The sequence below is a fragment of the Streptomyces sp. NPDC055815 genome, from assembly GCF_053616475.1.
The window spans coordinates 76,560-98,432 of record NZ_JBSHDU010000029.1; the positions used below are offsets into that span (position 1 = coordinate 76,560).

19 protein-coding genes and 2 tRNA genes are annotated in these 21,873 nt (G+C 70.2%); 13 read left to right on the plus strand and 8 right to left on the minus strand.

Annotated elements, in window-relative coordinates; translation table 11 throughout:
* The first annotated feature begins 1 nt into the window (after position 1).
* Positions 2 to 469 (plus strand): NUDIX hydrolase, encoded by a 468-nt coding sequence (locus ACWGN5_RS19945; protein ID WP_453516819.1) that lies wholly within the window; start codon positions 2 to 4, stop codon positions 467 to 469.
* Between the two features lie 103 nt (positions 470 to 572).
* Complete coding sequence (locus tag ACWGN5_RS19950; RefSeq protein WP_453516822.1) at positions 573 to 1,727, plus strand: serine hydrolase domain-containing protein; 1,155 nt, start codon at positions 573 to 575, stop codon at positions 1,725 to 1,727.
* 3 nt (positions 1,728 to 1,730) lie between these two features.
* Here the strand turns inward: ACWGN5_RS19950 and ACWGN5_RS19955 are convergent, their stop codons facing one another.
* Positions 1,731 to 2,735, minus strand: coding sequence for a hypothetical protein (locus tag ACWGN5_RS19955; RefSeq protein WP_453516824.1), 1,005 nt, complete (start codon positions 2,733 to 2,735; stop codon positions 1,731 to 1,733).
* Positions 2,736 to 2,880: 145 nt separating this feature from the next.
* Positions 2,881 to 5,430, minus strand: a complete 2,550-nt coding sequence (pepN, locus tag ACWGN5_RS19960; protein ID WP_453516826.1) for an aminopeptidase N — start codon at positions 5,428 to 5,430, stop codon at positions 2,881 to 2,883.
* A gap of 147 nt (positions 5,431 to 5,577) precedes the next feature.
* On the opposite strand from pepN, the gene ACWGN5_RS19965 reads away from it, so the two are divergent.
* Positions 5,578 to 6,213 carry a mycothiol-dependent nitroreductase Rv2466c family protein gene (locus tag ACWGN5_RS19965; RefSeq protein ID WP_453516828.1) on the plus strand — a complete coding sequence of 212 codons (636 nt, stop codon included), beginning with the start codon at positions 5,578 to 5,580 and terminating at the stop codon, positions 6,211 to 6,213.
* Between the two features lie 130 nt (positions 6,214 to 6,343).
* On the opposite strand, the gene ACWGN5_RS19970 is transcribed toward ACWGN5_RS19965, so the two are convergent.
* The 3 genes from ACWGN5_RS19970 to ACWGN5_RS19980 all read right to left on the minus strand — a co-directional run bounded on the left by ACWGN5_RS19970 (position 6,344) and on the right by ACWGN5_RS19980 (position 10,070).
* Positions 6,344 to 6,988 carry a superoxide dismutase gene (locus tag ACWGN5_RS19970; RefSeq protein WP_369144249.1) on the minus strand — a complete coding sequence of 215 codons (645 nt, stop codon included), beginning with the start codon at positions 6,986 to 6,988 and terminating at the stop codon, positions 6,344 to 6,346.
* Between the two features lie 169 nt (positions 6,989 to 7,157).
* Complete coding sequence (locus ACWGN5_RS19975; protein WP_453516831.1) at positions 7,158 to 8,570, minus strand: amino acid permease; 1,413 nt, start codon at positions 8,568 to 8,570, stop codon at positions 7,158 to 7,160.
* A gap of 117 nt (positions 8,571 to 8,687) precedes the next feature.
* Positions 8,688 to 10,070 carry an amino acid permease gene (locus ACWGN5_RS19980; RefSeq protein WP_453516834.1) on the minus strand — a complete coding sequence of 461 codons (1,383 nt, stop codon included), beginning with the start codon at positions 10,068 to 10,070 and terminating at the stop codon, positions 8,688 to 8,690.
* A 254-nt stretch (positions 10,071 to 10,324) separates the two neighbouring features.
* Here ACWGN5_RS19980 and ACWGN5_RS19985 point away from each other — a divergent pair, with 254 nt between their 5' ends.
* Entirely contained in the window at positions 10,325 to 10,918 is a 594-nt protein-coding gene (locus tag ACWGN5_RS19985; RefSeq protein ID WP_453516836.1) for a biotin transporter BioY, read from the plus strand.
* 81 nt (positions 10,919 to 10,999) lie between these two features.
* On the opposite strand, the gene ACWGN5_RS19990 is transcribed toward ACWGN5_RS19985, so the two are convergent.
* Positions 11,000 to 12,454 (minus strand): amino acid permease, encoded by a 1,455-nt coding sequence (locus ACWGN5_RS19990; RefSeq protein ID WP_453516839.1) that lies wholly within the window; start codon positions 12,452 to 12,454, stop codon positions 11,000 to 11,002.
* Between the two features lie 195 nt (positions 12,455 to 12,649).
* On the opposite strand from ACWGN5_RS19990, the gene ACWGN5_RS19995 reads away from it, so the two are divergent.
* A complete protein-coding gene (locus tag ACWGN5_RS19995) occupies positions 12,650 to 13,144 on the plus strand; it encodes a ribose-5-phosphate isomerase (RefSeq protein WP_453516842.1) in 495 nt (164 codons plus the stop codon).
* Positions 13,144 to 13,950 carry an Fpg/Nei family DNA glycosylase gene (locus ACWGN5_RS20000; protein ID WP_453516845.1) on the plus strand — a complete coding sequence of 269 codons (807 nt, stop codon included), beginning with the start codon at positions 13,144 to 13,146 and terminating at the stop codon, positions 13,948 to 13,950. The genes ACWGN5_RS19995 and ACWGN5_RS20000 overlap by 1 nt, the downstream gene beginning before the upstream one ends.
* A 117-nt stretch (positions 13,951 to 14,067) precedes the next feature.
* On the opposite strand, the gene ACWGN5_RS20005 is transcribed toward ACWGN5_RS20000, so the two are convergent.
* Positions 14,068 to 15,297, minus strand: a complete 1,230-nt coding sequence (locus tag ACWGN5_RS20005; protein ID WP_453516847.1) for a GNAT family N-acetyltransferase — start codon at positions 15,295 to 15,297, stop codon at positions 14,068 to 14,070.
* A gap of 107 nt (positions 15,298 to 15,404) precedes the next feature.
* Here ACWGN5_RS20005 and ACWGN5_RS20010 point away from each other — a divergent pair, with 107 nt between their 5' ends.
* Positions 15,405 to 16,550 carry a PP2C family protein-serine/threonine phosphatase gene (locus tag ACWGN5_RS20010; protein WP_453516849.1) on the plus strand — a complete coding sequence of 382 codons (1,146 nt, stop codon included), beginning with the start codon at positions 15,405 to 15,407 and terminating at the stop codon, positions 16,548 to 16,550.
* Between the two features lie 137 nt (positions 16,551 to 16,687).
* The gene (locus ACWGN5_RS20015; RefSeq protein WP_041129234.1) at positions 16,688 to 16,882 is read left to right on the plus strand and encodes a hypothetical protein; all 195 of its coding nucleotides are present in this window, start codon (positions 16,688 to 16,690) and stop codon (positions 16,880 to 16,882) included.
* A 69-nt stretch (positions 16,883 to 16,951) separates the two neighbouring features.
* On the opposite strand, the gene ACWGN5_RS20020 is transcribed toward ACWGN5_RS20015, so the two are convergent.
* Positions 16,952 to 17,022 (minus strand) — tRNA-Gly (locus ACWGN5_RS20020).
* Between the two features lie 132 nt (positions 17,023 to 17,154).
* Here ACWGN5_RS20020 and ACWGN5_RS20025 point away from each other — a divergent pair.
* The 5 genes from ACWGN5_RS20025 to clpX all read left to right on the plus strand — a co-directional run bounded on the left by ACWGN5_RS20025 (position 17,155) and on the right by clpX (position 21,836).
* A tRNA-Pro gene (locus tag ACWGN5_RS20025) sits at positions 17,155 to 17,231 on the plus strand.
* A gap of 171 nt (positions 17,232 to 17,402) precedes the next feature.
* The gene (gene tig, locus ACWGN5_RS20030) at positions 17,403 to 18,791 is read left to right on the plus strand and encodes a trigger factor (RefSeq protein ID WP_453516852.1); all 1,389 of its coding nucleotides are present in this window, start codon (positions 17,403 to 17,405) and stop codon (positions 18,789 to 18,791) included.
* A gap of 240 nt (positions 18,792 to 19,031) precedes the next feature.
* On the plus strand, positions 19,032 to 19,649 hold the full coding sequence (locus ACWGN5_RS20035; RefSeq protein ID WP_369144238.1) for an ATP-dependent Clp protease proteolytic subunit: 618 nt from the start codon (positions 19,032 to 19,034) through the stop codon (positions 19,647 to 19,649).
* A 65-nt stretch (positions 19,650 to 19,714) separates the two neighbouring features.
* Complete coding sequence (locus ACWGN5_RS20040; protein ID WP_453516855.1) at positions 19,715 to 20,377, plus strand: ATP-dependent Clp protease proteolytic subunit; 663 nt, start codon at positions 19,715 to 19,717, stop codon at positions 20,375 to 20,377.
* A 175-nt stretch (positions 20,378 to 20,552) separates the two neighbouring features.
* Entirely contained in the window at positions 20,553 to 21,836 is a 1,284-nt protein-coding gene (gene clpX, locus ACWGN5_RS20045; RefSeq protein ID WP_015033605.1) for an ATP-dependent Clp protease ATP-binding subunit ClpX, read from the plus strand.
* Positions 21,837 to 21,873: the final 37 nt, after the last annotated feature.

The following is a 21,873-nucleotide window of genomic DNA, read 5'->3' on the forward strand; positions in this document are numbered from 1 at the left end:
CATGACAACCGAGTTGAGGGTGGCGGCCTACGCCGTGTGTGTCCGGGGCGACGAGATACTCCTCGCCCGCTGGGTCGCCAAGGACGGCGTCAAGCGGTGGACCCTGCCGGGCGGCGGCATGGACCACGGCGAGGAGCCCGTCCGTACCGTCGTCCGCGAGGTCGAGGAGGAGACCGGCTATCTGACCGAGCCCACCGCCCTCCTCGGCATCGACTCCATCCGGCGCTCCTGGCTCCGCCGGCTCGGCGGGCCCGGCGACTGGCAGGGGCTGCGGATCATCTACGAGGCCCAGGTCACCGGGGGCGCCCTGCGCAACGAGACGGGAGGCTCCACCGACCTCGCCGCCTGGCACCCGCTCGACTCCGTGACCTCCCTCGTCCGCGTCGAGCTCGTCGACATCGGCCTCCAGCTCTGGCGCGACCGGCCGCCGCTGGGCCGCTCGCACCTCACCGACCCCGCGAACGGCTGAAAAGCACTCAACCACCAAGATCGCTCTCAACCCGCTCGCCGGGCCCCGCGGTCCCCTCCCGTGACCGATCACGTCTCACGTCCGTACGTCAGGGGAGCCCCGCATGTCAGCCGCCCGCACCGCCCGTACCGTCCTCGCCGCCACCCTCGTCGCGGGCCTCACGGCCACCGTCCTCGCCACCCCCGCCCTCGCGGCCGCGGAGCCGGCACCGGCGCACCACAAGGGCCACGCGGCCACCCAGCAGGCCCTCGACGCGGCCGTCGCCGCCGGGGTCCCCGGTGCCGTGGCCCAGGCCCGCGACGGGCGCGAGCGCTGGACCGGCACCGCGGGCGAGCGCAAGGGCGACGACCGCTACCCCGTCGGCTCCATCACCAAGTCCTTCACCGCCACCGTCCTCCTCCAGCTCCAGGCCGAGGGCCGTATCGACCTCGACGACCCGGTCGAGAAGTGGCTCCCCGGCGTCGTCCGCGGCAACGGTCACGACGGCGCCAGGATCACCGTCCGCCAGCTGCTCAACCACACCAGCGGCATCTACAGCTACACCGAGGACCCCGCCTTCCAGGAGCGGGTCTTCGGCCCCGGCTTCCTGGAGCACCGCTACGACACCTGGACCCCGCGGCAGCTCGTGGCCGTCGCGATGGCCCACAAGCCGGACTTCGAGCCGGGCGCCTCCTGGAACTACTCCAACACCAACTTCGTGCTCGCCGGCATGGTCATCGAGAAGGTCACGGGGCGCCCGTACGGCAAGGCCGTCGAGAACCGGATCATCAAGCCGCTCAAGCTCCGCGCCACCACCGTCCCCGGCACCCGCTCGGCCATGCCGGAGCCCAGCAGCCCGGCGTACTCCAAGCTCTCCCGGGACGTGAACGCCCCCGTGCACGAGGTCTCCGACCTCAACCCGAGCATCGCGGGCGCGGCGGGCGAGATCATCTCCGACTCCCGCGACCTGCAGACCTTCTACTCGGCCCTGCTCAAGGGCCGGCTCCTCAGCAAGGAGGGCCTGAAGGAGATGACGACCACCGTCCAGATCTCCCCCGACTACCCGAACGTGGGCTACGGCCTCGGGCTGATGAAGCAGAAGCTCAGCTGTGGGGAGGAGGTCTGGGGCCACGGCGGCGGCATCCACGGCTCCACCTCGCTGGCCCATGTGACCCGCGACGGCGAGCACTCCCTCGCCGGGAACTTCAACGCCGACTGGACGGGGGGCACCGACAAGGTCATCGAGGCCGAGTTCTGCGGCACCGACCCGAAGAAGTAGCCCTCACCGCGGCAGGACGACGACGTACGCGGCGGGCTGCCGGTCCGGTGCGGCCATCAGGGCCGTACGGACCACGGTGGCCTGCTGGTCCATCGCCTCGCGCAGCTTGCGCGGGGTGAGGTGGACGACCGTGATGCCGAGCCGCTCCAGGTGCTCCCGCTTGCGGGTGTACTCGGTCCACAGCTCGTCGTCGTCCTGCCGGGGCGCCCGGGTGTCCAGCTCCACGGCGACCGCCTGGTCCGGCCAGTAGGCGTCCACCCCGCCCAGGTGCGGGCCGCCCGGCAGCCGCAGGTCCACGTTCCACAGCGGGTCCGGCAGCGCGAACTCCCGCACCATCTCGTAGAGCCGCTGCTCGGAGAGCGAGCGCCCCTCGGCGAGCAGCGTGTCCACCGCGTCCACCACGTGCGGCCGTGACAGCAGCCGGGCCCGGCTCAACTCCCGTACCACCGCGCCCGGTTCGCAGTGCCCGCCGCGCACGGCCTCGGTGAGCAGCCGGCGTACCGTCTCCGCGTCCGTGAGGCCCGCCACCGCGTCGGCGACGGCGCGGGCCACCGGGGCGGCGGGGAGGCCCGTGAGCTCCACCGGCTCCGGCGACTCGGGGGCGCGCACGATCCGCACCCAGCCGGTCGAGCGCAGCCGCCGGGTGCGCGGCACGAGCACGTCGATCCGGTCCAGCGCGGTGAGCGGGGGAGCGGCGGAGAAGCGGTGCAGGGCCAATGCGGCGAGGCCGGTGATCATCGGGTCCGGCCCCTGCTGGGGGACGGCCCCGGTCCTGCGGGCGTAGAGCAGCGCGGCCCGCAGCCGGTCCTCGCTGGTGGGCGGCCCGGGGTGGAGCAGGAAGACGCCGGGGAGGAGCTGCTGCCAGCCGCCGGGCCGGCAGTGCGCGGCGACCTCGGCGGCGGGGACGCCCTGTGCCCTCAACTGGTCGGCGGACGCGAGCCGTTGCGGACGGCCGGTGTGGGAGGAGAGGGGGAGGGGGCGGGGGGTGATGGGGGTGTTGTGGTTCATGCCGGGGGTCTTCCGCTCCCGAAGGCTCCCCTAACCCCTGTTACACGCCCGTCGACATTTAGGGACAACCTCGCCCTAAAGTACGCACGTTCGAGTGCCGATGGGGGCGGCGCCCCGAAGAGTGCCGCCCCCGTCGACGTACCGACTACTCCGCGGCGCGCCCGTCGCAGTCCTGCGCGCGCAGCGCCCGCGCCAGGTCGTCCCGGGCCTCCAGGACGAGGCGGCGCAGCGCCGGCGCGGCCGCCGCGTGCTCCGACAGCCAGGCGTCCGTCGCGGCCAGCGTCTCCGGACGGTCCTGGAGCCCCGGGAACAGGCCCCGGACCACGTCGATGCCGATCTGGATCGACCGCTCGCCCCACAGCCGCTCGATCGCCGCGAAGTACTTCTCCGCGTACGGCGCGATCAGCTCGCGCTGCGAGGGCTGGACGAAGCCCGCGATGGTCGCCTCGACCAGCGCGTTCGACAGGGTGTCCGACTCGACGACCTGCGCCCAGGCCTGCGCCTTGACCGCCGCCGAGGGCCGCGAGGCGAGCAGCCGGGTCTGGTGCCGCTTGCCCGTCGCCGTGTCGTCGAGGGCCAGCTCCTCGCCGATCCGGGCCTCGTCGGCGCGGCCGTGCACGGCCAGCGGGGAGAGCAGCGCCCAGCGCAGCTCCTGGTCGACGTCGAGGCCGTCGATCTTCGCCGTGCCGTCGAGCAGCCCCTCCAGGAGCTGGAAGTCGGCCTCGGCGGAGGCGGTCGCCGCGAAGAACCGCGCCCAGGTCAGCTGGTGCTCGCTGCCCGGCTCGGCCACCCGCAGCTCGCGCAGCCCGCCCTCGGCGAGCAGCCGCCCGCCCTCCTCGCGCCACGCGGGCGCCGCGTACAGGGTGACGGCCGACTTCGCCCAGCCGTGCACCATCTGGAGGACGCCGATGTCGGTCTCGCGGCCCGCGAAGGCGAGCGCGACGGAGACGAAGTCCCGGGCGGGCATGAGCCCGTCGCGGGTCAGGTTCCACAGCGCCGACCAGCACAGGGCACGGGCCAGCGGGTCGGTGATGTCGCCGAGGTGCGCCCGCAGGGTCGCGAGCGAGCCCTCGTCGAAGCGGATCTTGCAGTAGGTGAGGTCGTCGTCGTTGACGAGCAGCAGGTCGGGCTTCTCCTCGCCCGCGAGCTCGGTGACGACGGTCCGGGCGCCGGTGATGTCGGCCTCGGCCCGCGCGTACCGCACGAGCTCCCCGCCGGAGAGCCGGTAGAGGCCCACGGCGGCGCGGTGCGGGCGGAGCTCGTTGCCCTCCTGGAGGACGGCGAGCTCGGTGATCCGGCCCTCCGCGTCGTAGGTGACGGCCGGGGTCAGGCTGTTGACGCCGGAGGTCTGCAGCCAGGACTTCGCCCAGGCCTTCATGTCACGCCCGGAGGTCTCCTCCAGGATCGCGAGGAGATCCGCGAGACGCGTGTTCCCGTAGGCGTGGCGCTTGAAGTAGCGGCGCGCGCCCTCCAGGAACGCGTCCCGCCCGGCGTACGCGACGAGCTGCTTCAGGACCGAGGCGCCCTTGGCGTACGTGATGCCGTCGAAGTTGAGCTTGGCGTCCTCCAGGTCACGGATGTCGGCCGTGATCGGGTGCGTGGACGGCAGCTGGTCGGCGCGGTACGCCCAGGCCTTGCGGTTGTTGGCGAAGGTCACCCAGCTGTTGGTGAAGCGGGTGGCCTCGGCGTTCGCGAAGGAGCCCATGAAGTCCGCGAAGGACTCCTTCAGCCACAGGTCGTCCCACCACACCATGGTCACCAGGTCGCCGAACCACATGTGCGCCATCTCGTGCAGGATGACGTTGGCCCGGCTCTCGTACGCGGCCTGGGTGACCTTGCCCCGGTAGATGTACTCCTCGCGGAAGGTCACCATGCCCGGGTTCTCCATCGCGCCGAGGTTGTACTCGGGGACGAAGGCCTGGTCGTACTTCCCGAAGGGGTACGGGTAGTCGAAGTTGTCGTGGAAGAAGTCGAAGCCCTGCTTGGTGATCAGGAAGACGTCGTCGGCGTCGAAGTGCTTCGCGAGCGACTTCCGGCACATCGCGCCGAGCGGGATCTCCAGGTCGCCACGGGTGTAGCTGTCGGTGACGTAGTGGTACGGGCCGGCCACGACGCACGTGATGTACGTGGAGATCGGCGCCGTCTCCGTGAACCGCCACACGCCCTCGGCGTCCTGCTCGCCCGCGCCGTTCGACCAGACCGTCCAGCCCTCCGGCGCCGTCACCGCGAAGCGGTAGGGGGCCTTGAGGTCGGGCTGCTCGAAGTTGGCGTACACCCGGCGGGCGTCGGCCGGCTCGTACTGCGTGTAGAGGTAGACCTCGCCGTCCTCCGGGTCGACGAAGCGGTGCATGCCCTCGCCGGTCCGGCTGTAGGCGCACTGGGCGTCCACCACGAGCTCGTTCTCGTCGGCGAGGTCGTCGAGCGCGATCCGCGCGCCGTCGAAGACCACCGCCGGGTCGAGGGAGCGGCCGTTGAGCGTGACCGCGTTCACCGAGGGGGCGATGAGGTCGGCGAAAGTGCTCGTACCCTCGCCGGTGCGGCGGAACCGGATCGTCGTCACCGAGCGGAAGGTGCGCACCGGCTCGTCGGAGTCGCCGACCGCCGACCGCAGGTCGAGGACGACCTCGTACCCGTCGACGGACAACAGCGCGGCCCGCTCGTGGGCCTCGTCGCGGGACAGATTCTCACCGGGCACGGTCACTCCTTCGTGGCGCGTTCGAAACAGCACCGATCCTCCCATGTGCGGCTGTCACCCGGGACCCGGGAATGCGTCAGCGCGTCCGGGGGTTCCCTTCTTTCGGCGCACGACCTACTTCCTTCCGAGGCACCACCGAGGAGTGACATGTCCGAGACCAGGACCACCGCCGAGTTCTACTTCGACCCGCTGTGCCCCTGGGCATGGATGACCTCCCGCTGGATGCTGGAGGTCGAGCAGGTCCGCCCGGTCGACGTGCGGTGGAAGGTCATGAGCCTGGCCGTGCTCAACGAGCACAAGCTGGACGAGGTGCCGGAGGAGTACCGCGAGCTGCTCGCCACCACGGCCTGGGGCCCGGTCCGCGTGGTGACCGCCGCCAAGGAGCTGCACGGCGAGGAGTACGTCGGCAAGCTCTACACGGCGCTCGGCACCCGCTTCCACAACAACGGCGAGACCCCGACCCGCGAGGCGATAGTCGCCGCCCTGGAGGAGGTCGGCCTGCCGGCCGAGCTCGCCGACTTCGCCGACAAGGACACGTACGACACCGAGCTGCGCGCCTCCCACAAGGAGGGCATCGAGAAGGTCGGCCAGGACGTCGGCACCCCGGTCATCGCGGTGCCGGGCCCGACGGGTGACGAGGTCGCCTTCTTCGGCCCGGTCGTCACCCCGACCCCGCGTGGCGACGCGGCGGCCCGGCTGTGGGACGGCACGCTGCTCGTGGCGTCGACGCCGGGCTTCTACGAGATCAAGCGCACGCGCACGGCGGCGCCCAGCTTCGAGTAGTCCCCGCATGGCAGACGGCCCCCGCGATTGGGGGCACCCCCAAAGGCAGCTTTGGGGGAGTCATCGCGGGGGCCGTCCTCTTTCCGCCTGCCCGGTGAAGGTTGAGAAGACGATCACGAGCAGGACGTTCTCAGATGCCGATGAGCGGGGTGCGCCCCTTGGCGTCGGCGTAGCGCCTGTTCACGTCCTGCCAGTTGACGACCTGCCACATGGCCTCGATGAAGTCGACCTTCTGGTTCTTGTACTGCAGGTAGAAGGCGTGCTCCCAGGCGTCGAAGACCAGGATCGGGACCGAGCCCTGCCCGACGTTGCCCTGGTGGTCGTAGACCTGCTCGACGATGAGGCGGCCGCTGATCGGCTCGTACGCGAGGACGCCCCAGCCGGAGCCCTGGGTGGTCGCGGAGGCCTTGGTCAGCTGGGCCTTGAACTTCGCGAAGGAGCCGAAGGACTCGGTGATCGCGTCCGCGAGCTCACCGACGCCGTCGGCGGCGAGCGGCTCGCCGCCGCCGCCGTCCTTCGGGCTGTTCATGTTGTTCCAGTAGATCGAGTGGAGGATGTGGCCGGAGAGGTGGAACGCGAGGTTCTTCTCCAGGCCGTTGATCGCGCCCCACTGGTCCTTCTCGCGCGCCTCTTCCAGCTGCTCCAGGGTGTCGTTCGCCCCCTTGACGTAGGCGGCGTGGTGCTTGTCGTGGTGCAGCTCGATGATCTGCGGATTGATCACCGGCTCCAGCGCCGCGTAGTCGTACGGCAGCTCCGGAAGTGTGTAGATCGCCATGTGCCCGAGCCCTTCGATGGCTTATTGCAACCTCTATGCAAGTGCAGGCTAGCAGTAGGTGCGGGAGAAGTTGATCAGCCCTTCGTCCTAGGTCCAGGTGGGTCCCGTGCCCGGACATGACGAAACCCCCGGACCGAGAGGTGGTCCGGGGGTTTCGCGCGAGGGTCGGTCAGGAGGCCCGTCCGGCCGCCGTCTTCTGGCGTACGAATCCGACGACGGCGAGCAGCAGGGTCAGGCCGCCCGTCGAGTACAGCTGGACGCGGGTGCCCTCCTCACGGGCCATCAGGACGAAGACCGCCGCCATGCCGGCCAGCGCCACCCAGGTCAGCACCGGGAAGGCCCACATCTTCACGACCAGCTTCTCGGGCGCCTCGCGCTCGGTGCGGCGGCGCAGCTTCAGCTGGGCGGCGGCGATGAAGAACCAGACGACCAGGATGATCGCGCCGATGGTGTTGAGCAGCCAGATGAAGGCCTTGTCCGGCGACCAGTAGCTCAGCAGCACACAGCCGAAGCCGACGACGCAGGAGACGAGCACGGCCGGGCGGGGCACCCCGCCGTACAGCTTGCCCAGCGCCTTCGGGCCCTGGCCGCGCGCGACCAGCGAGCCGGCCATCCGGGAGGCGCCGTAGATGTTGGCGTTCATCGCGGAGAGCAGGGCGACGAGGACGACCACGTTCATGATCTGGCCGGCCGCCGGGATGCCCAGGTGGTCTAGGGCGGCGACGTACGGGCCCTTCTCGACGACCGCCTTGTCGTCCCAGGGGACGAGGGTGACGATGACCGCCATCGAGCCGATGTAGAAGAGCGCGATCCGCCACATCGCCGTACGGACGGCCTTGGCGACGCCCTGCACCGGGTGCTCCGACTCGGCCGCCGCGATGGTGACCGTCTCCAGGCCGCCGTACGCGAAGACGGAGGCCAGCAGGCCCACGATGAGGCCCTCGGAGCCGTGCGGGAAGAAGCCGCCCGTGCCGCTGAGGTTCGCGGTGCCGGGGGAGTCCGTGCCGGGCAGGACGCCGGCGATCGCGAGGACGCCGATGCCGAGGAAGAGGACGATCGCGCCGACCTTGAGCGCGGCGAACCAGAACTCGAACTCGCCGAAGTTCTTCACGGCCGCCAGGTTGCTGACGCAGAAGACCAGCATGAACAGCGCGACCCAGGCCCACTCGGGGCTGCCGGGGAACCAGCCGGTCATGATCTTCGCGGCGCCGATGCCCTCCAGGCCGACGGCGACGCAGAGCAGGAACCAGAAGGCCCAGCCCGAGGTGAAGCCGGCCCAGGAGCCGAAGGCGCGCTCGGCGTGGACGGAGAAGGAGCCGGAGGCGGGGTTCGCGGCCGACATCTCGCCCAGCATCCGCATCACGAGCATCACGAGGACGCCGGATATCGCGTAGGCGATCACGATGGAGGGTCCGGCGGCGGCGATGCCGGCGCCGGAGCCGACGAAGAGCCCGGCGCCGATGACTCCGCCGAGGGCGATCATCGAGAGATGGCGCTGCTTGAGGCCGTGCGACAGGCCCTCGGCAGGTGCGGTCGCGCCGTCCTTGCGGTCGGCCGGCGCGGGCGCGGTGGTCCGAGACATGGGCGAACCCTGTTCACTAGCTGAGACGGGGAGGGAAGCCCACAGTCTGGGTGGGCACACCGCTCAGAGGGAACCGGAGTCCGCTATACGGTCACGACCTTCACACAAGGTGAAGAATCAGTTCCGCTTTGTTGAGGACATGCGCAGCTCCCGGACCCACGCCACGAGCAGCACGGCCCCCGTCGCCCCGGCCGACCACAGCACCTGCGGCCGCGCCCCGTCGTCGACGAGCATCAGGACGAGCACCGCGCCCATCGCGGCCAGCGCCACCCAGGTCAGCCACGGGAAGCCCCACATCCGCAGCGTCAGGGTCTCGGGCGCCTCCCGCTCGATCCGGCGCCGCAGCCGCAGCTGGGAGACCGCGATCAGCGCCCACACGAAGAGGAGCACTGCCCCGACCGCGTTCAGCATGTAGAGGAAGACGGAATCCGGCCACTTCAGATTGAGCAGGACGGAGACGAAGCCGAAGGCCACCGAGGCGAGCACCGCCCGGCGCGGCACCCCACCGCCGGTGATCCTCAGCAGCCCCTTCGGCGCCTCCCCGCGCTCCGCGAGCGAGAACACCATCCGGGACGAGCCGTACAGGTTGGCGTTGAGCGCCGAGAGCAGCGCCACGAACACCACCACGTTCATGATCTGGCCCGCCGCCGGCACCCCGATCGCGTCCAGGACCGCCACGTACGGCGACTCGCCCGGCCGCATCGAGGTCCACGGCAGGAGGGTCACGATGACCAGCATCGAACCCACGTAGAAGAGGAGGATCCGCCAGACCGCGCTGCGCACCGCCCGCGCCACGTTCCGCGCCGGGTCGTCGGACTCGGCCGCCGCGATCGTGACGACCTCCAGACCGCCGAAGGCGAAGACGACGGCGAGCACGCCCGAGACCACCCCGGACCAGCCGTTGGGCAGGAAACCGCCCTGCCCGGTCAGGTTCGCGAGCCCCACGGGGTCCGTGTCGGGCAGCCACCCGACGATCGCGAGCACGCCGAGCACCAGGAAGAGCACGATCGCGCCGACCTTGAGCGCCGCGAACCAGAACTCGAACTCACCGAAGTTCTTCACCGCCGCCAGGTTGGCGAGGGTGAACACGATCATGAAGATCAGCACCCAGCCCCACTGCGGCACCCCCGGCACCCAGCCGTGCGCGATCCGCGCCGCGCCCGTCGCCTCCACGGCGAGGACCACGACGAGCAGGAACCAGTACAGCCAGCCCACCGAGAACCCCGCCCAGCGGCCCAGCGCCCGCTCCGCGTGCACCGAGAACGCGCCCGAGGCGGGCATCGCCGCCGACATCTCGCCGAGCATCCGCATCACCAGCATCGCCAGCGCGCCGGCGAGCAGATACGAGACCACGATGCCCGGCCCCGCGACGGCGATGCCGGCGCCCGAGCCGACGAAGAGACCGGCGCCGATGACCCCGCCGAGCCCCAGCATCGTCAGATGACGCTGCTTCAGGCCGTGGGAGAGAGGCTCCGGTTCGGGGGCGAGGGAGTCGTGCATAGGGGGGCTCGCGCTCTCTGACAGTTTATGGAGACTCCACAGTCTCTCCGTTGACCTTCCTCTGACGCAAAAGGGACGTCTGTCAGGGAGTTCCCCGTGACAAGGGTCACGTGGCGCGAGGCATGAAATCGGTCCTTTGTCGAAACCCCATGAAGTGCTCGGCTCGCGCTTTGTCGGCGGCTGACGGTGATCGGTCGTTCACTCCTGGCATACCGTCAACCTGTCCCTCTCACCCTCACCCCCGCGGAGTACCGATGAGCACCGCCGCCGCCCCCGTCCGCTCCCTCCGGGCGGGCACCGTCCTCGCCGACCTCATCCCCGCGAGCCGCGCCCGCGACATCGCCCTGGTCGTCGGCGGCGCCGCCCTCACCGGCCTCGCCGCGCAGATCTCGGTCCCGGTCCCCGGCTCCCCGGTCCCGGTCTCCGGCCAGACCTTCGCCGCCCTGCTCGTCGGCACCGCGCTCGGCGCCCGCCGCGGCTTCCTCGCCCTCGCCCTGTACGCGGTCGCGGGCATGGCGGGCGTCCCGTGGTTCGCGCAGGCCACCTCGGGCTACGGCATGCCGTCCTTCGGCTACATCCTCGGCATGCTCCTCGCCTCGACCGTCGTCGGCGCCCTCGCCCGCCGCGGCGCCGACCGCTCGGTGCTCCGCACCGCCGGCGCGATGGTGCTGGGCTCGGCCCTCATCTACGCGGTCGGCGTGCCGTACCTGGCCCTCGCCACCGGCATGACCCTCGGCCAGGCCGTCGCCGCCGGCCTCACCCCGTTCCTCATCGGCGACGCCCTCAAGGCCGCGCTCGCCATGGGCGCCCTGCCGGCCGCCTGGAAGCTCGTCGGCCGCAAGGGCTGAGCCCGGAGCCGTACGCGAAGGGCCCCGCCGCTCCCGGGGGAGCGGCGGGGCCCTTTCGTACCCCTGAGGAGGGCGAGCGGACTACACGCGCTCGAGCTCCTCGGCGGGGGCGGTGTTCTTGCCGAGCCGCTGGCGGACCAGCGCGATCGCGATCACGAGCGCGGCCACGAGCAGGGACAGCACGACCTGCTCACGGTTGCTTCCGCCGTCGACGACCATGTAGCCGAGGACGCCGACGATCATGGCGATGGTCGCCCACGTCAGGTACGGGAAGAGCCACATCCTCACGACCAGCTTCTCCGGCGACTCGCGCAGGATGATGCCGCGCATCCGCAGCTGGGTCACGCAGATGACCAGCCAGACGAAGAGCGCGACCGCGCCCGAGGAGTTCAGCAGGAAGGCGAAGACGGTGTCGGGCCACTTGTAGTTGAAGAAGACCGCGACGAAGCCGAAGACGACCGAGCCGAGGATCGCGGCGGTCGGCACGCCCCGCTTGTTGGTCCGCGCGAAGGCCTTCGGCGCGTCGCCGCGCTGACCGAGCGAGAACGCCATGCGGGAGGCCGTGTAGAGGCCCGAGTTCAGGCAGGACAGGACGGCCGTCAGGACGATCACGTTCATGATCTGGCCGGCGTGCGGGATGCCGATGGAGTCGAGGGCGGCGACGTACGAGCCCTTGTCGACGATCGACTTGTCGTTCCACGGCAGCAGCGTCAGGACGACGAAGATCGAGCCCAGGTAGAAGACGCCGATCCGCCAGATCACGCTGTTGGTGGCCTTGGTGACGGCCTTCTGCGGGTCCTCCGACTCGCCGGCGGCGAGCGTGACGATCTCACTGCCCATGAACGAGAAGACGACCATCAGCACACCGGTGAGGACCGCGCCCGCGCCCATCGGGAAGAAGCCCCCGCTGTCGGTGAGGTGCGCGAATCCGGCGCCCGGGTTGTCCGAGCCGGGCAGCACGCCGAAGACGGCGAGCAGACCGATGACGACGAAGGCGGCGATGGCGACGACCTTGATGCCGGCGAACCAGAACTCGAACTCGCCGTACGAGGCGACGGAGCCGAGGTTGGTCGCGGTGAGCACCACCATCACGATGAGCGCCCAGCCCCACTGCGGCACGGCGGGGATCCAGCTCTCCAGGATCTTGGCGCCCGCGGTCGCCTCGACGGCGAGGACGACGACCCAGAAGAACCAGTACAGCCAGCCGATGCTGAAACCGGCCCAGCGGCCCAGGGCCCGGTCCGCGTAGGCGGAGAAGGAGCCGGAGGACGGCCGGGCGGCGGCCATCTCGCCGAGCATCCGCATCACGAAGACGACCATGGCGCCGACGAGCGCGTACGAGAGGAGGATCGCGGGGCCGGCTGCGGCGATGCCGGAACCGGAGCCGACGAAGAGACCGGCGCCGATGACGCCGCCGATCGCGATCATCGACAGGTGGCGGTTCTTGAGACCGGCCTTGAGGCCGTCGGAGGACTGCGCGGGGCCGGTGGTACCGGTCTCCTGGCCGTCCTTCGTCAGGGTCGGTTGCGTGTTCATCGACGCTTCCTTGTGTGTGGGGGCTGCTCGGGTCGCGAGCCCGAGCATTGAACACTGTGGACAGGGGTGATCGGAAGACCTCATTCCGGATCGTTGTACGGACGACCTCGCGAGGGTCGAAGGTCCGTACCAGCCGGGTGAAGCTCCCGACCCCGCTGCCTGCTACCCGGGCCCTGACGTGCCACACTCGGCATCATGCGCGTCTATATCGGTTCCGACCACGCCGGCTTTGAACTAAAGAACCACCTCGTCGAGTGGCTCAAGGCCCACGGCCACGAGCCCGTCGACTGCGGTCCCCACATCTACGACGCCCAGGACGACTACCCGCCGTTCTGCCTGCGTGCCGCCGAGAAGACGGCCGCGGACCCGGACAGCCTGGGCATCGTCATCGGCGGCTCCGGCAACGGCGAGCAGATCGCCGCGAACAAGGTCAAGGGGGTGCGCGCCGCCCTCGCCTGGAGCGAGCAGACCGCCGCCCTCGGCCGCGAGCACAACAACGCCAACGTGATCTCCGTCGGTGGCCGGATGCACACCCAGGAAGAGGCGACCAAGTTCGTCGAGATCTTCCTGAACACCCCGTACTCGGGTGACGAGCGTCACACCCGCCGCATCGACATGCTGTCGGCGTACGAGACCACCGGCGAGCTCCCCCCGATCCCCGCGCACCACCCGCAGGAGCCGACCGCCTGATGCCCGAGGGGCACACCATCCACCGGCTGGCCGCCGACCACCGCGAGCGGTTCGGCGGCCGGCCCGTGCGCGTCTCCAGCCCCCAGGGCAAGTTCTCCGACTCGGCGGCCCTGCTCGACGGGACGACCCTGGAGACGACGGAGGCCCACGGGAAGCACCTCTTCCTGGGCTTCCCCGGCGAGGAATGGATCCACATCCACCTGGGCCTCTTCGGCAAGGTGAACTTCGGCGACGCCCCGGCCCCGCCGCCCACGGACACGGTCCGGCTGCGCCTCGCGAACCCCGACGCGTACGTCGACCTGCGCGGCCCCACCACCTGCGCCCTGATCACGGACGCGGAGAAGCAGGCGATACACGCCCGCCTGGGCCCCGACCCGCTCCGCGAGGACGACGACCCGACGAAGGCCTGGCGCCGGATCTCGAAGTCCCGGACGACGATCGCCGCCCTCCTCATGGACCAGAAGGTCATCGCGGGCGTCGGCAACGTCTACCGCGCCGAGGTCCTCTTCCGGCACGGCATCGACCCGTACCGCGCGGGCAGGGACCTCACGGCGGGGGAGTGGACCGCGATCTGGGAGGACCTGGCGGCCCTCATGCGCGAGGGCGTCCGCCTGAACCGCATCGACACGGTCCGCCCCGAGCACACCCCCGAGGCCATGGGCCGCCCGCCCCGCGTGGACGACCACGGCGGCGAGGTCTACGTCTACCGCCGCGCGAACATGCCGTGCCACATCTGCGGAACCGACATCCGCACGGCGGACCTGGCAGCCCGCAACCTCTTCTGGTGCCCGACCTGCCAGGCCTAGGTGTGGGCTCCGCCCGCCGCCCCCGTTGTGGGCAATCGTTCCGCAGGGCGGAACGGGTGGGCACACCCCCCCCAGGGCGCTGCCCGTCCCCGTCCCGCCCACCCCTAGGGCCTCGTCCTAGAACCCGTGCGGCAGCCAGGGCGCAACAGGCGAGCCGAAGGCTACGGACGCCTCGACCAGCGCCCCTTCACGCAGCTCCCGCACCCGCCCGGCCGAGGCGAGCGACACCAACGAGGTCCCGCCCAGGTACGCGGCCCCCAACTCCCGCACGGTCAGTGCGAGATCCGGCGCGTCCCCCGTACGCACACAGGTCGCCCCCTTGGCGTCCCCCGTCAACCGCCACCGCCCCGCGTTCCACGGACAGAACGCGTCCTCGACCTCGAACACCACGTCCACCGGCGCCTGATACGTCCGCGCCTCAAGCGCCGCACCCACCTCCACGAGCCGCAGGTGCAAGGCGTCCCGCACCGTCGGCTCGCAGCGCCGTACGTCGCTCACCAGGTGCTGCCAGCCGTCGTCCACGGGCCGGCTGCGGAACCGTACCGACGAGGTCAGGTCCACCGAGCAGAGGAACCGCCACAGCGTCGCCTCGGTCAACGGGTCGAGACCCATCAACTGGCGCATGACCACCGATCCGTTGGCCCCCGCGAACGACCAGTCCGGCTTGATCGCGTAGTGCGCGAACCCCACGACCTCCCCGTCCCGCTCCGCGAGCACGCACTGCAGCGGCGACGCGCCCTCCCGATCGCCCTCCGGGTCGAGCAGCGGCAGCCGCTCCCACCCGGGCCGCCGCGCGAGCATCCCGGGCCGCGCCGGCACCAGCTTCGCGTACACCGCCTCACAGGTCGCGGCGGACTCCGTCGGGTCGGCCCGGCGGAGGGTGACCCGGTCCACGCCCTCCGGCACCGTGAGCCGCACGCGGTTCGTGTCGATGTCGGCGTGCACCGAGTACGCGGCGATGCCGTAACCGAACCGTCCGTAGATCCCCGGCTCCGAGGCCGTGAGCACGGCCAGGCACTCGCCGGCGGCCCGCAGGTCGTCCAGCTGCCGCCGCATCATCGAGGTCAGGATCCCGCGCCGCCGATGAGTTCCGGCCACGCTGACCATCGTGACCCCGCCCGCCGGGACCGACGCCCCGCCCGGCACCGTCAGCCGGAACGTGAACGCCCCCGCCGTCCCCACGCACAGATCGCCGTCCCAGGCGCCCAGGAAACGGTCGTACTCGGTCAGGTCCTGCCAGAGCCGCCGTTCCTCCGGAGACTCGGGCACACCGCCGAACGCGAGCTCGAGGACTCCGTACCAGCGGTCCCACTCCGACGGGTCGAGAACCCGCAGTTCAGTCGTCATATGCCATCGATATCAGCGGGCACGCGCCCGGGGCGACCCGATTTCACGCGCATTGTCACCGGGGTACCCCTGCACGATGTCCGACGGGATGGATAGGGTCCAGGCCAATGGGACAGCGCGCCGGAGTGAACACGTACGCGGCCCGGACACGCAGGCGCGTGCGCCGGGCCCGCGTCGCGGTGCGCAGATCCGCCGTCGACTACTTCCGCGGCGACGGCGCCGACTGGCTCGCCTTCGCCGGACTCCTCCTGATGATCCCCGCCATCGCGTGCGGGACCCTCCTCGACCCCGTCTGGTGCGCCCCCGCCGCGCTCGTCCTGCCCATCGTGGCCGGCGGCCTGCTGCTGCGCCCCGCCAGCCTGCTCGGTCTGTACGCGGCGGCCGCCGGCGCCCTCATCGTCGAGTCCGTCGTCCTCGGCCCGTACACCCAGGGCCCCGCCAGGGTCACCCCCGGCACCGTCCTGGTCGTCGCCGCCTGCGGACTCTTCGGACTGCTCATCGCCCAGTTCCGGGCCCGCGTCGGCGTGCCCTGGCGGCGCGGCGGCACCATGCTCTTCGACCTGCGCGAGCGCATCCGCGTCCAGAGCGCCCTGCCCCGGCTCCCCCAGGGCTGGCACCGCGAGATGGCGCTGCGGCCGGCCGGCGGCCAGTCCTTCTCGGGCGACTTCGTCGTCGCCGCCCGCACCCACGGCGGACGCACCCTGGAGGTCGTCCTCACCGACGTGTCCGGCAAGGGCATGGACGCGGCCTCCCGCTCCCTCCTGCTCTCCGGCGCCTTCGGCGGCCTCCTCGGCTCCCTCCCGCCGCACGGCTTCCTCCCGGCGGCCAACGGCTACCTCCTCCGCCAGAACTGGGACGAGGGCTTCGCCACCTCGATCCATCTCGTCCTCGACCTGGAGTCCGGCGACTACGAGCTCTTCTCCGCCGGCCACCTGCCCGCCCTCCAGCTCCACGCGGGCAGCGGCCGCTGGGAGGAGAAGGCCGCCGACGGGCCACTCCTCGGCGTCTACGACGGGGCCGAGTTCCACCCGGTCAAGGGCTCGCTGCGGCCCGGTGACGTCCTGATGCTCTTCACAGACGGCCTGGTGGAGGCCGCCGACCGGGACATCGCCGAGGGCATCGACCGCCTCACCGGCGAGGCCGACCGCTGCGTCGCCGAGGGCTTCGAGGGCGTCGCCTGGCACCTGATCGAAGCCGTCGCCAAGGACGTCAACGACGACCGGGCGCTGCTGCTCCTCTCCCGCCCCGCCTGACGTGATCTTCTGCACGACGATTCGTCACCCGGCAGCCAGGGCAGGGGGGTTGGTGGCACGATGGAGACAGCGGGGGGTGTTCCGAGACAGGGGCTCCCTGGTGGGCAAGGTGGGACCGACCAAGGGTGTGATCAGTTGTGGCCATTTCACTGTCTGTGGTGTTGCTGTTGGCAATCATCCTGGTGGTGCTGATCCGCGGGGGGAACCTCAAGGGCGGCCCGGCCGTGGTCGCGGTCCTCTTCGGCTTCTTCCTCGCCTCCACCGGCATGGCGGACGACATCCAGCGCTTCCTGGACTCGATAACGCAGACGATCGCCGCCATAAAGTTCTGAGCGGGCGCCGGGCCCCGGTGGCCCGAAAGCGCAGAAAACCCCAGGGTGACCTGGGGTTTTCTGTGTCAGAGCGGGTGACGGGAATCGAACCCGCGTAGCTAGTTTGGAAGACTAGTGCTCTACCATTGAGCTACACCCGCACAGCATCGCGCCGCAGGTCACGAGGACCGCGGCACGAGGAGCATGGTAGCCGGTCAGGGGCGTTCCGTGCACACCCGGAAAACGGGGGGCGCCGCACAGTCCCCGTCCATGTACCCTACGTGTCGCACCGACGGGGTGTGGCGCAGCTTGGTAGCGCGTCCGCTTTGGGAGCGGAAGGCCGTGGGTTCAAATCCCGCCACCCCGACCATGACGATCACGCGCCCACCTCGCGCGTTCTTGATCACGTTGTGGGCGTCATCCCGCTTGCGGTTACTATGCAAGCTGCGTGCCCGTGTGTCTTTCTGACCGGGCCGACCCGCCGGAACCGCCACACGCGGCCCCGGCGGATTCCAGGAATCAGCCACAAGGAGACCGAACCGTGAAGAGCGCCGTGGAGACCCTGAACCCGACCCGGGTTCGGCTCACTGTCGAGGTGCCCTTCGAGGAGCTCAAGGACAGCCTCGACGCGGCGTACAAGAAGATCAACCAGCAGGTCACGGTCAAGGGCTTCCGTAAGGGCAAGATCCCGGCTCGCGTGATCGACCAGCGGTTCGGCCGCGGCGCCGTGCTGGAGGAGGCCGTCAACGACGCGCTCCCGAAGTTCTACACCGAGGCCGTCAACGAGGCCGAGGTCAACCCGCTCGGCCAGCCCGAGGTCGACATCACCGAGCTGAAGGACGGCGAGCTGCTGGCCTTCACCGCCGAGGTCGACATCCGCCCGGCGATCGAGATCCCGGACTACTCCGGCATCGAGGTCACCGTCGACGCGGTCGAGGTCACCGACGAGGACGTCGAGAAGTCCGTGGAGCAGCTCCGCGAGCGCTTCGCCTCGACGAAGACCGTCGAGCGCGCCGCCCAGGACGGCGACGTCGTCACGATCGACCTCGAGGCCAAGGTCGACGGCGAGGTCCTGCCCGACGGTGTCGCCTCGGACGTCTCGTACACCATCGGCTCCGGCGAGCTCCTCGACGGCATCGACGAGGCCGTCAAGGGCCTGGAGGCCGGCGGCGAGGCCACCTTCACCTCGCAGCTGAAGGGCGGCTCCGCCGAGGGCAAGGACGCGGAGGTCACCGTCAAGGTCACCGCCGTCGCCGCCCGTGAGCTCCCCGAGCTCGACGACGAGTTCGCGCAGATGGCGTCGGAGTTCGACACCCTCGACGAGCTCAAGGCCGACAGCCGCAAGCGCCTCGAGAACATGAAGCAGTTCGACCAGGCCACCCAGGCCCAGGAGCGCGTCCTCGACGAGCTCCTCAAGCTGGTCGAGGTCCCGATGCCCGAGAAGCTTCTCGAGGACGAGATCAACACCCGCAAGCACAACCTGGAGCACCACCAGCTCGGCCAGATGGGCCTCGACCTCGCGAAGTACCTGGAGATCCAGGGCAAGACCGAGGAAGAGTTCCTGGCCGAGACCAAGGAGCAGGCCGAGAAGGGCATCAAGACGCAGTTCATCCTCGATGAGCTCGTCAACAAGGAGAAGCTCGACGTCTCCCGCGAGGAGCTCACCGAGCACCTGTTCCGCCGTGCCGCCTCCTCCGGCATGAGCCCCGACCAGTTCGCCCAGGCCGTGGCCCAGCAGGGCCAGGTGCCGATGCTCGTCGGCGAGGTCGCCCGCGGCAAGGCCCTCGCGGTCGTCGTCGAGGCCGCCACGGTCAAGGACACCAACGGTGAGGTCGTCGACCTCTCGGACGACGAGGACGAGGTCGTCGAGGCCGCCGCCGAGGCCGTCGAGGCCGTCACCGGCGAGGCCGAGGTCTCCGAGGACAAGTAAGGGCCCCCGCCCCCGGCGGACCCTGCTCCACGGGCCCGTGCGCACTCCTGTGCGTACGGGCCCGTGGACGTACCGGGACCCCCTTACACACCCCCAACTACCTTGCGCTCCCAGCGAACAGTTCGGGAACCGGGATGGCGTTGTCCGACCTGCGCGTTAGGGTCCATGAATACGAGGGCACTGCCCTCAGAACAAGACGCTGAGACGGCTTGGGGCCGTCGGAGACGAGCAGGTGGATACGTGACGAATCTGAAGCCTTACGCCGCGGGTGAGCCGTCCATCGGTGGCGGCCTCGGCGACCATGTCTACAACCGGCTGCTCGGCGAGCGGATCATCTTCCTCGGCCAGCAGGTCGACGACGAGATCGCCAACAAGATCACCGCGCAGATGCTCCTCCTGGCCGCCGAGCCGGAGAAGGACATCTTCCTGTACATCAACAGCCCCGGCGGCTCGGTGACGGCCGGCATGGCGGTCTACGACACCATGCAGTTCATCCCGAACGACGTCGTCACCATCGGTATGGGCATGGCGGCCTCCATGGGCCAGTTCCTGCTCACCGCCGGCACCCCCGGCAAGCGCTTCGCGCTGCCGAACACCGACATCCTGATGCACCAGGGCTCCGCCGGCATCGGCGGCACGGCCTCCGACATCAAGATCCAGGCCGAGTACCTCCTGCGCACGAAGAAGCGCATGGCCGAGATCACCGCGCACCACTCCGGGCAGACCGTCGAGGCGATCATCCGCGACGGCGACCGCGACCGCTGGTTCACCGCGGAGGAGGCCAAGGAGTACGGCCTCATCGACGACATCATCACGCACGCCGCGGGTGTTCCGGGCGGCGGCGGCACGGGCGCCTGAGCGCCGGCAGCCCGCCCAAGAGCCCCAGACCTCCGCCGAACGCCACCAGGACGGTGAACACCCAGATGCAGAACAACCTCTCCCCGAGCGGCCTCTACACCGGCGCGCCGATGGACAACCGCTACGTCGTGCCGCGCTTCGTCGAGCGCACCTCGCAGGGCGTCCGCGAGTACGACCCGTACGCGAAGCTGTTCGAGGAGCGCGTGATCTTCCTCGGCGTGCAGATCGACGACGCCTCCGCCAACGACGTCATGGCGCAGCTCCTGTGCCTGGAGTCGATGGACCCGGACCGCGACATCTCGATCTACATCAACAGCCCGGGCGGCTCCTTCACCGCGCTCACGGCCATCTACGACACGATGCAGTTCGTGAAGCCCGACATCCAGACGGTCTGCATGGGCCAGGCGGCCTCCGCCGCGGCCGTGCTGCTCGCCGCCGGCACCCCCGGCAAGCGGATGGCCCTGCCGAACGCCCGTGTGCTGATCCACCAGCCCTCCGGTGGCACCGGCCGTGAGCAGCTCTCCGACCTGGAGATCGCGGCCAACGAGATCCTGCGCATGCGCAGCCAGCTCGAAGAGATGCTGGCCAAGCACTCCTCGACGCCGATCGAGAAGATCCGCGACGACATCGAGCGCGACAAGATCCTGACGGCCGAGGACGCCCTGGCGTACGGCCTGATCGACCAGATCGTCTCCACCCGCAAGAGCACGGCCGCCGCCGAGCGCTGACGCCCGACCTTCCCTCGGCACGGTCCGCACGGGCCCGCGAGGCCCGTGTGGCCGAATCGCGACCATGTGAACCGTGCCAAGGGGGGCCCGAACGGGGGGCCCGGCAAGGTACCGTCGAATATGAGGCACCAGGAGTCGCTGAACCAAGCGCTCCCAGGCGAAGGGGAAGCACCTCGTGGCACGCATCGGTGATGGCGGCGATCTGCTCAAGTGCTCGTTCTGCGGAAAGAGCCAGAAGCAGGTGAAGAAGCTCATCGCGGGACCCGGTGTGTACATCTGCGACGAGTGCATCGACCTCTGCAACGAGATCATCGAGGAAGAACTCGCGGAGACGAGCGAGGTGCGGTGGGAGGAACTCCCCAAGCCCCGCGAGATCTACGAGTTCCTCGAGGGGTACGTCGTCGGGCAGGAGCCCGCGAAGAAGGCCCTCTCGGTCGCGGTGTACAACCACTACAAGCGCGTCCAGGCCGGCGAGAACGGCGGCGCGCAGGGCCGTGACGACGCCATCGAGCTGGCGAAGTCCAACATTCTGCTGCTGGGCCCCACGGGCTCGGGCAAGACGCTCCTGGCCCAGACGCTGGCCCGGATGCTGAACGTCCCGTTCGCCATCGCCGACGCGACGGCGCTGACGGAGGCCGGCTATGTCGGCGAGGACGTCGAGAACATCCTGCTCAAGCTGATCCAGGCGGCCGACTACGACGTCAAGAAGGCCGAGACCGGGATCATCTACATCGACGAGATCGACAAGGTCGCCCGTAAGAGCGAAAACCCGTCGATCACGCGTGACGTGAGCGGTGAGGGCGTGCAGCAGGCCCTCCTGAAGATCCTGGAGGGCACGACGGCCTCCGTCCCGCCGCAGGGCGGCCGGAAGCACCCGCACCAGGAGTTCATCCAGATCGACACGACGAACGTGCTCTTCATCGTGGGCGGCGCCTTCGCCGGCCTGGAGAAGATCATCGAGTCGCGGGCGGGCGCCAAGGGCATCGGCTTCGGGGCGACCATCCGCTCGAAGCGCGAGATCGAGGCGAGCGACCAGTTCCAGGAGGTCATGCCGGAGGACCTGGTGAAGTTCGGGATGATCCCCGAGTTCATCGGCCGTCTCCCCGTGCTCACCTCCGTCCACAACCTGGACCGCGAGGCGCTCCTCCAGATCCTGGTCGAGCCGCGCAACGCGCTGGTGAAGCAGTACCAGCGCCTCTTCGAACTCGACGGCGTGGAACTGGACTTCGACCGCCCGGCCCTGGAGGCCATCGCCGACCAGGCGATCCTCCGCGGCACCGGCGCGCGCGGCCTGCGCGCCATCATGGAGGAGGTCCTCCAGTCGGTCATGTACGAGGTCCCGTCCCGCAAGGACGTGGCCCGCGTGGTCATCACGGCCGACGTCGTCCGCAACAACGTCAACCCGACGCTGGTCCCGCGGATCGTGAAGAACGACGGCAGGCACGAGAAGTCGGCCTGAGCCGCCCGGACATGGAAGGGGCGCCCCGCCGACCGGC

What these genes read in the sequence shown, in the direction of transcription:
- ACWGN5_RS19950 (WP_453516822.1), top strand. Translation starts at nt 573, where the DNA reads ATGTCAGCCGCCCGCACCGCCCGTACCGTCCTCGCCGCCACCCTCGTC.
- ACWGN5_RS19975 (WP_453516831.1), bottom strand. Translation starts at nt 8,570, where the DNA reads ATGTCTCGGACCACCGCGCCCGCGCCGGCCGACCGCAAGGACGGCGCG.
- ACWGN5_RS19985 (WP_453516836.1), top strand. Translation starts at nt 10,325, where the DNA reads ATGAGCACCGCCGCCGCCCCCGTCCGCTCCCTCCGGGCGGGCACCGTC.
- ACWGN5_RS20040 (WP_453516855.1), top strand. Translation starts at nt 19,715, where the DNA reads ATGCAGAACAACCTCTCCCCGAGCGGCCTCTACACCGGCGCGCCGATG.
- ACWGN5_RS19945 (WP_453516819.1), top strand. Translation starts at nt 2, where the DNA reads ATGACAACCGAGTTGAGGGTGGCGGCCTACGCCGTGTGTGTCCGGGGC.
- ACWGN5_RS20000 (WP_453516845.1), top strand. Translation starts at nt 13,144, where the DNA reads ATGCCCGAGGGGCACACCATCCACCGGCTGGCCGCCGACCACCGCGAG.
- ACWGN5_RS19970 (WP_369144249.1), bottom strand. Translation starts at nt 6,988, where the DNA reads ATGGCGATCTACACACTTCCGGAGCTGCCGTACGACTACGCGGCGCTG.
- ACWGN5_RS19990 (WP_453516839.1), bottom strand. Translation starts at nt 12,454, where the DNA reads ATGAACACGCAACCGACCCTGACGAAGGACGGCCAGGAGACCGGTACC.
- ACWGN5_RS19995 (WP_453516842.1), top strand. Translation starts at nt 12,650, where the DNA reads ATGCGCGTCTATATCGGTTCCGACCACGCCGGCTTTGAACTAAAGAAC.
- ACWGN5_RS19980 (WP_453516834.1), bottom strand. Translation starts at nt 10,070, where the DNA reads ATGCACGACTCCCTCGCCCCCGAACCGGAGCCTCTCTCCCACGGCCTG.
- ACWGN5_RS20010 (WP_453516849.1), top strand. Translation starts at nt 15,405, where the DNA reads ATGGGACAGCGCGCCGGAGTGAACACGTACGCGGCCCGGACACGCAGG.
- ACWGN5_RS20005 (WP_453516847.1), bottom strand. Translation starts at nt 15,297, where the DNA reads ATGACGACTGAACTGCGGGTTCTCGACCCGTCGGAGTGGGACCGCTGG.
- ACWGN5_RS19965 (WP_453516828.1), top strand. Translation starts at nt 5,578, where the DNA reads ATGTCCGAGACCAGGACCACCGCCGAGTTCTACTTCGACCCGCTGTGC.
- ACWGN5_RS19955 (WP_453516824.1), bottom strand. Translation starts at nt 2,735, where the DNA reads ATGAACCACAACACCCCCATCACCCCCCGCCCCCTCCCCCTCTCCTCC.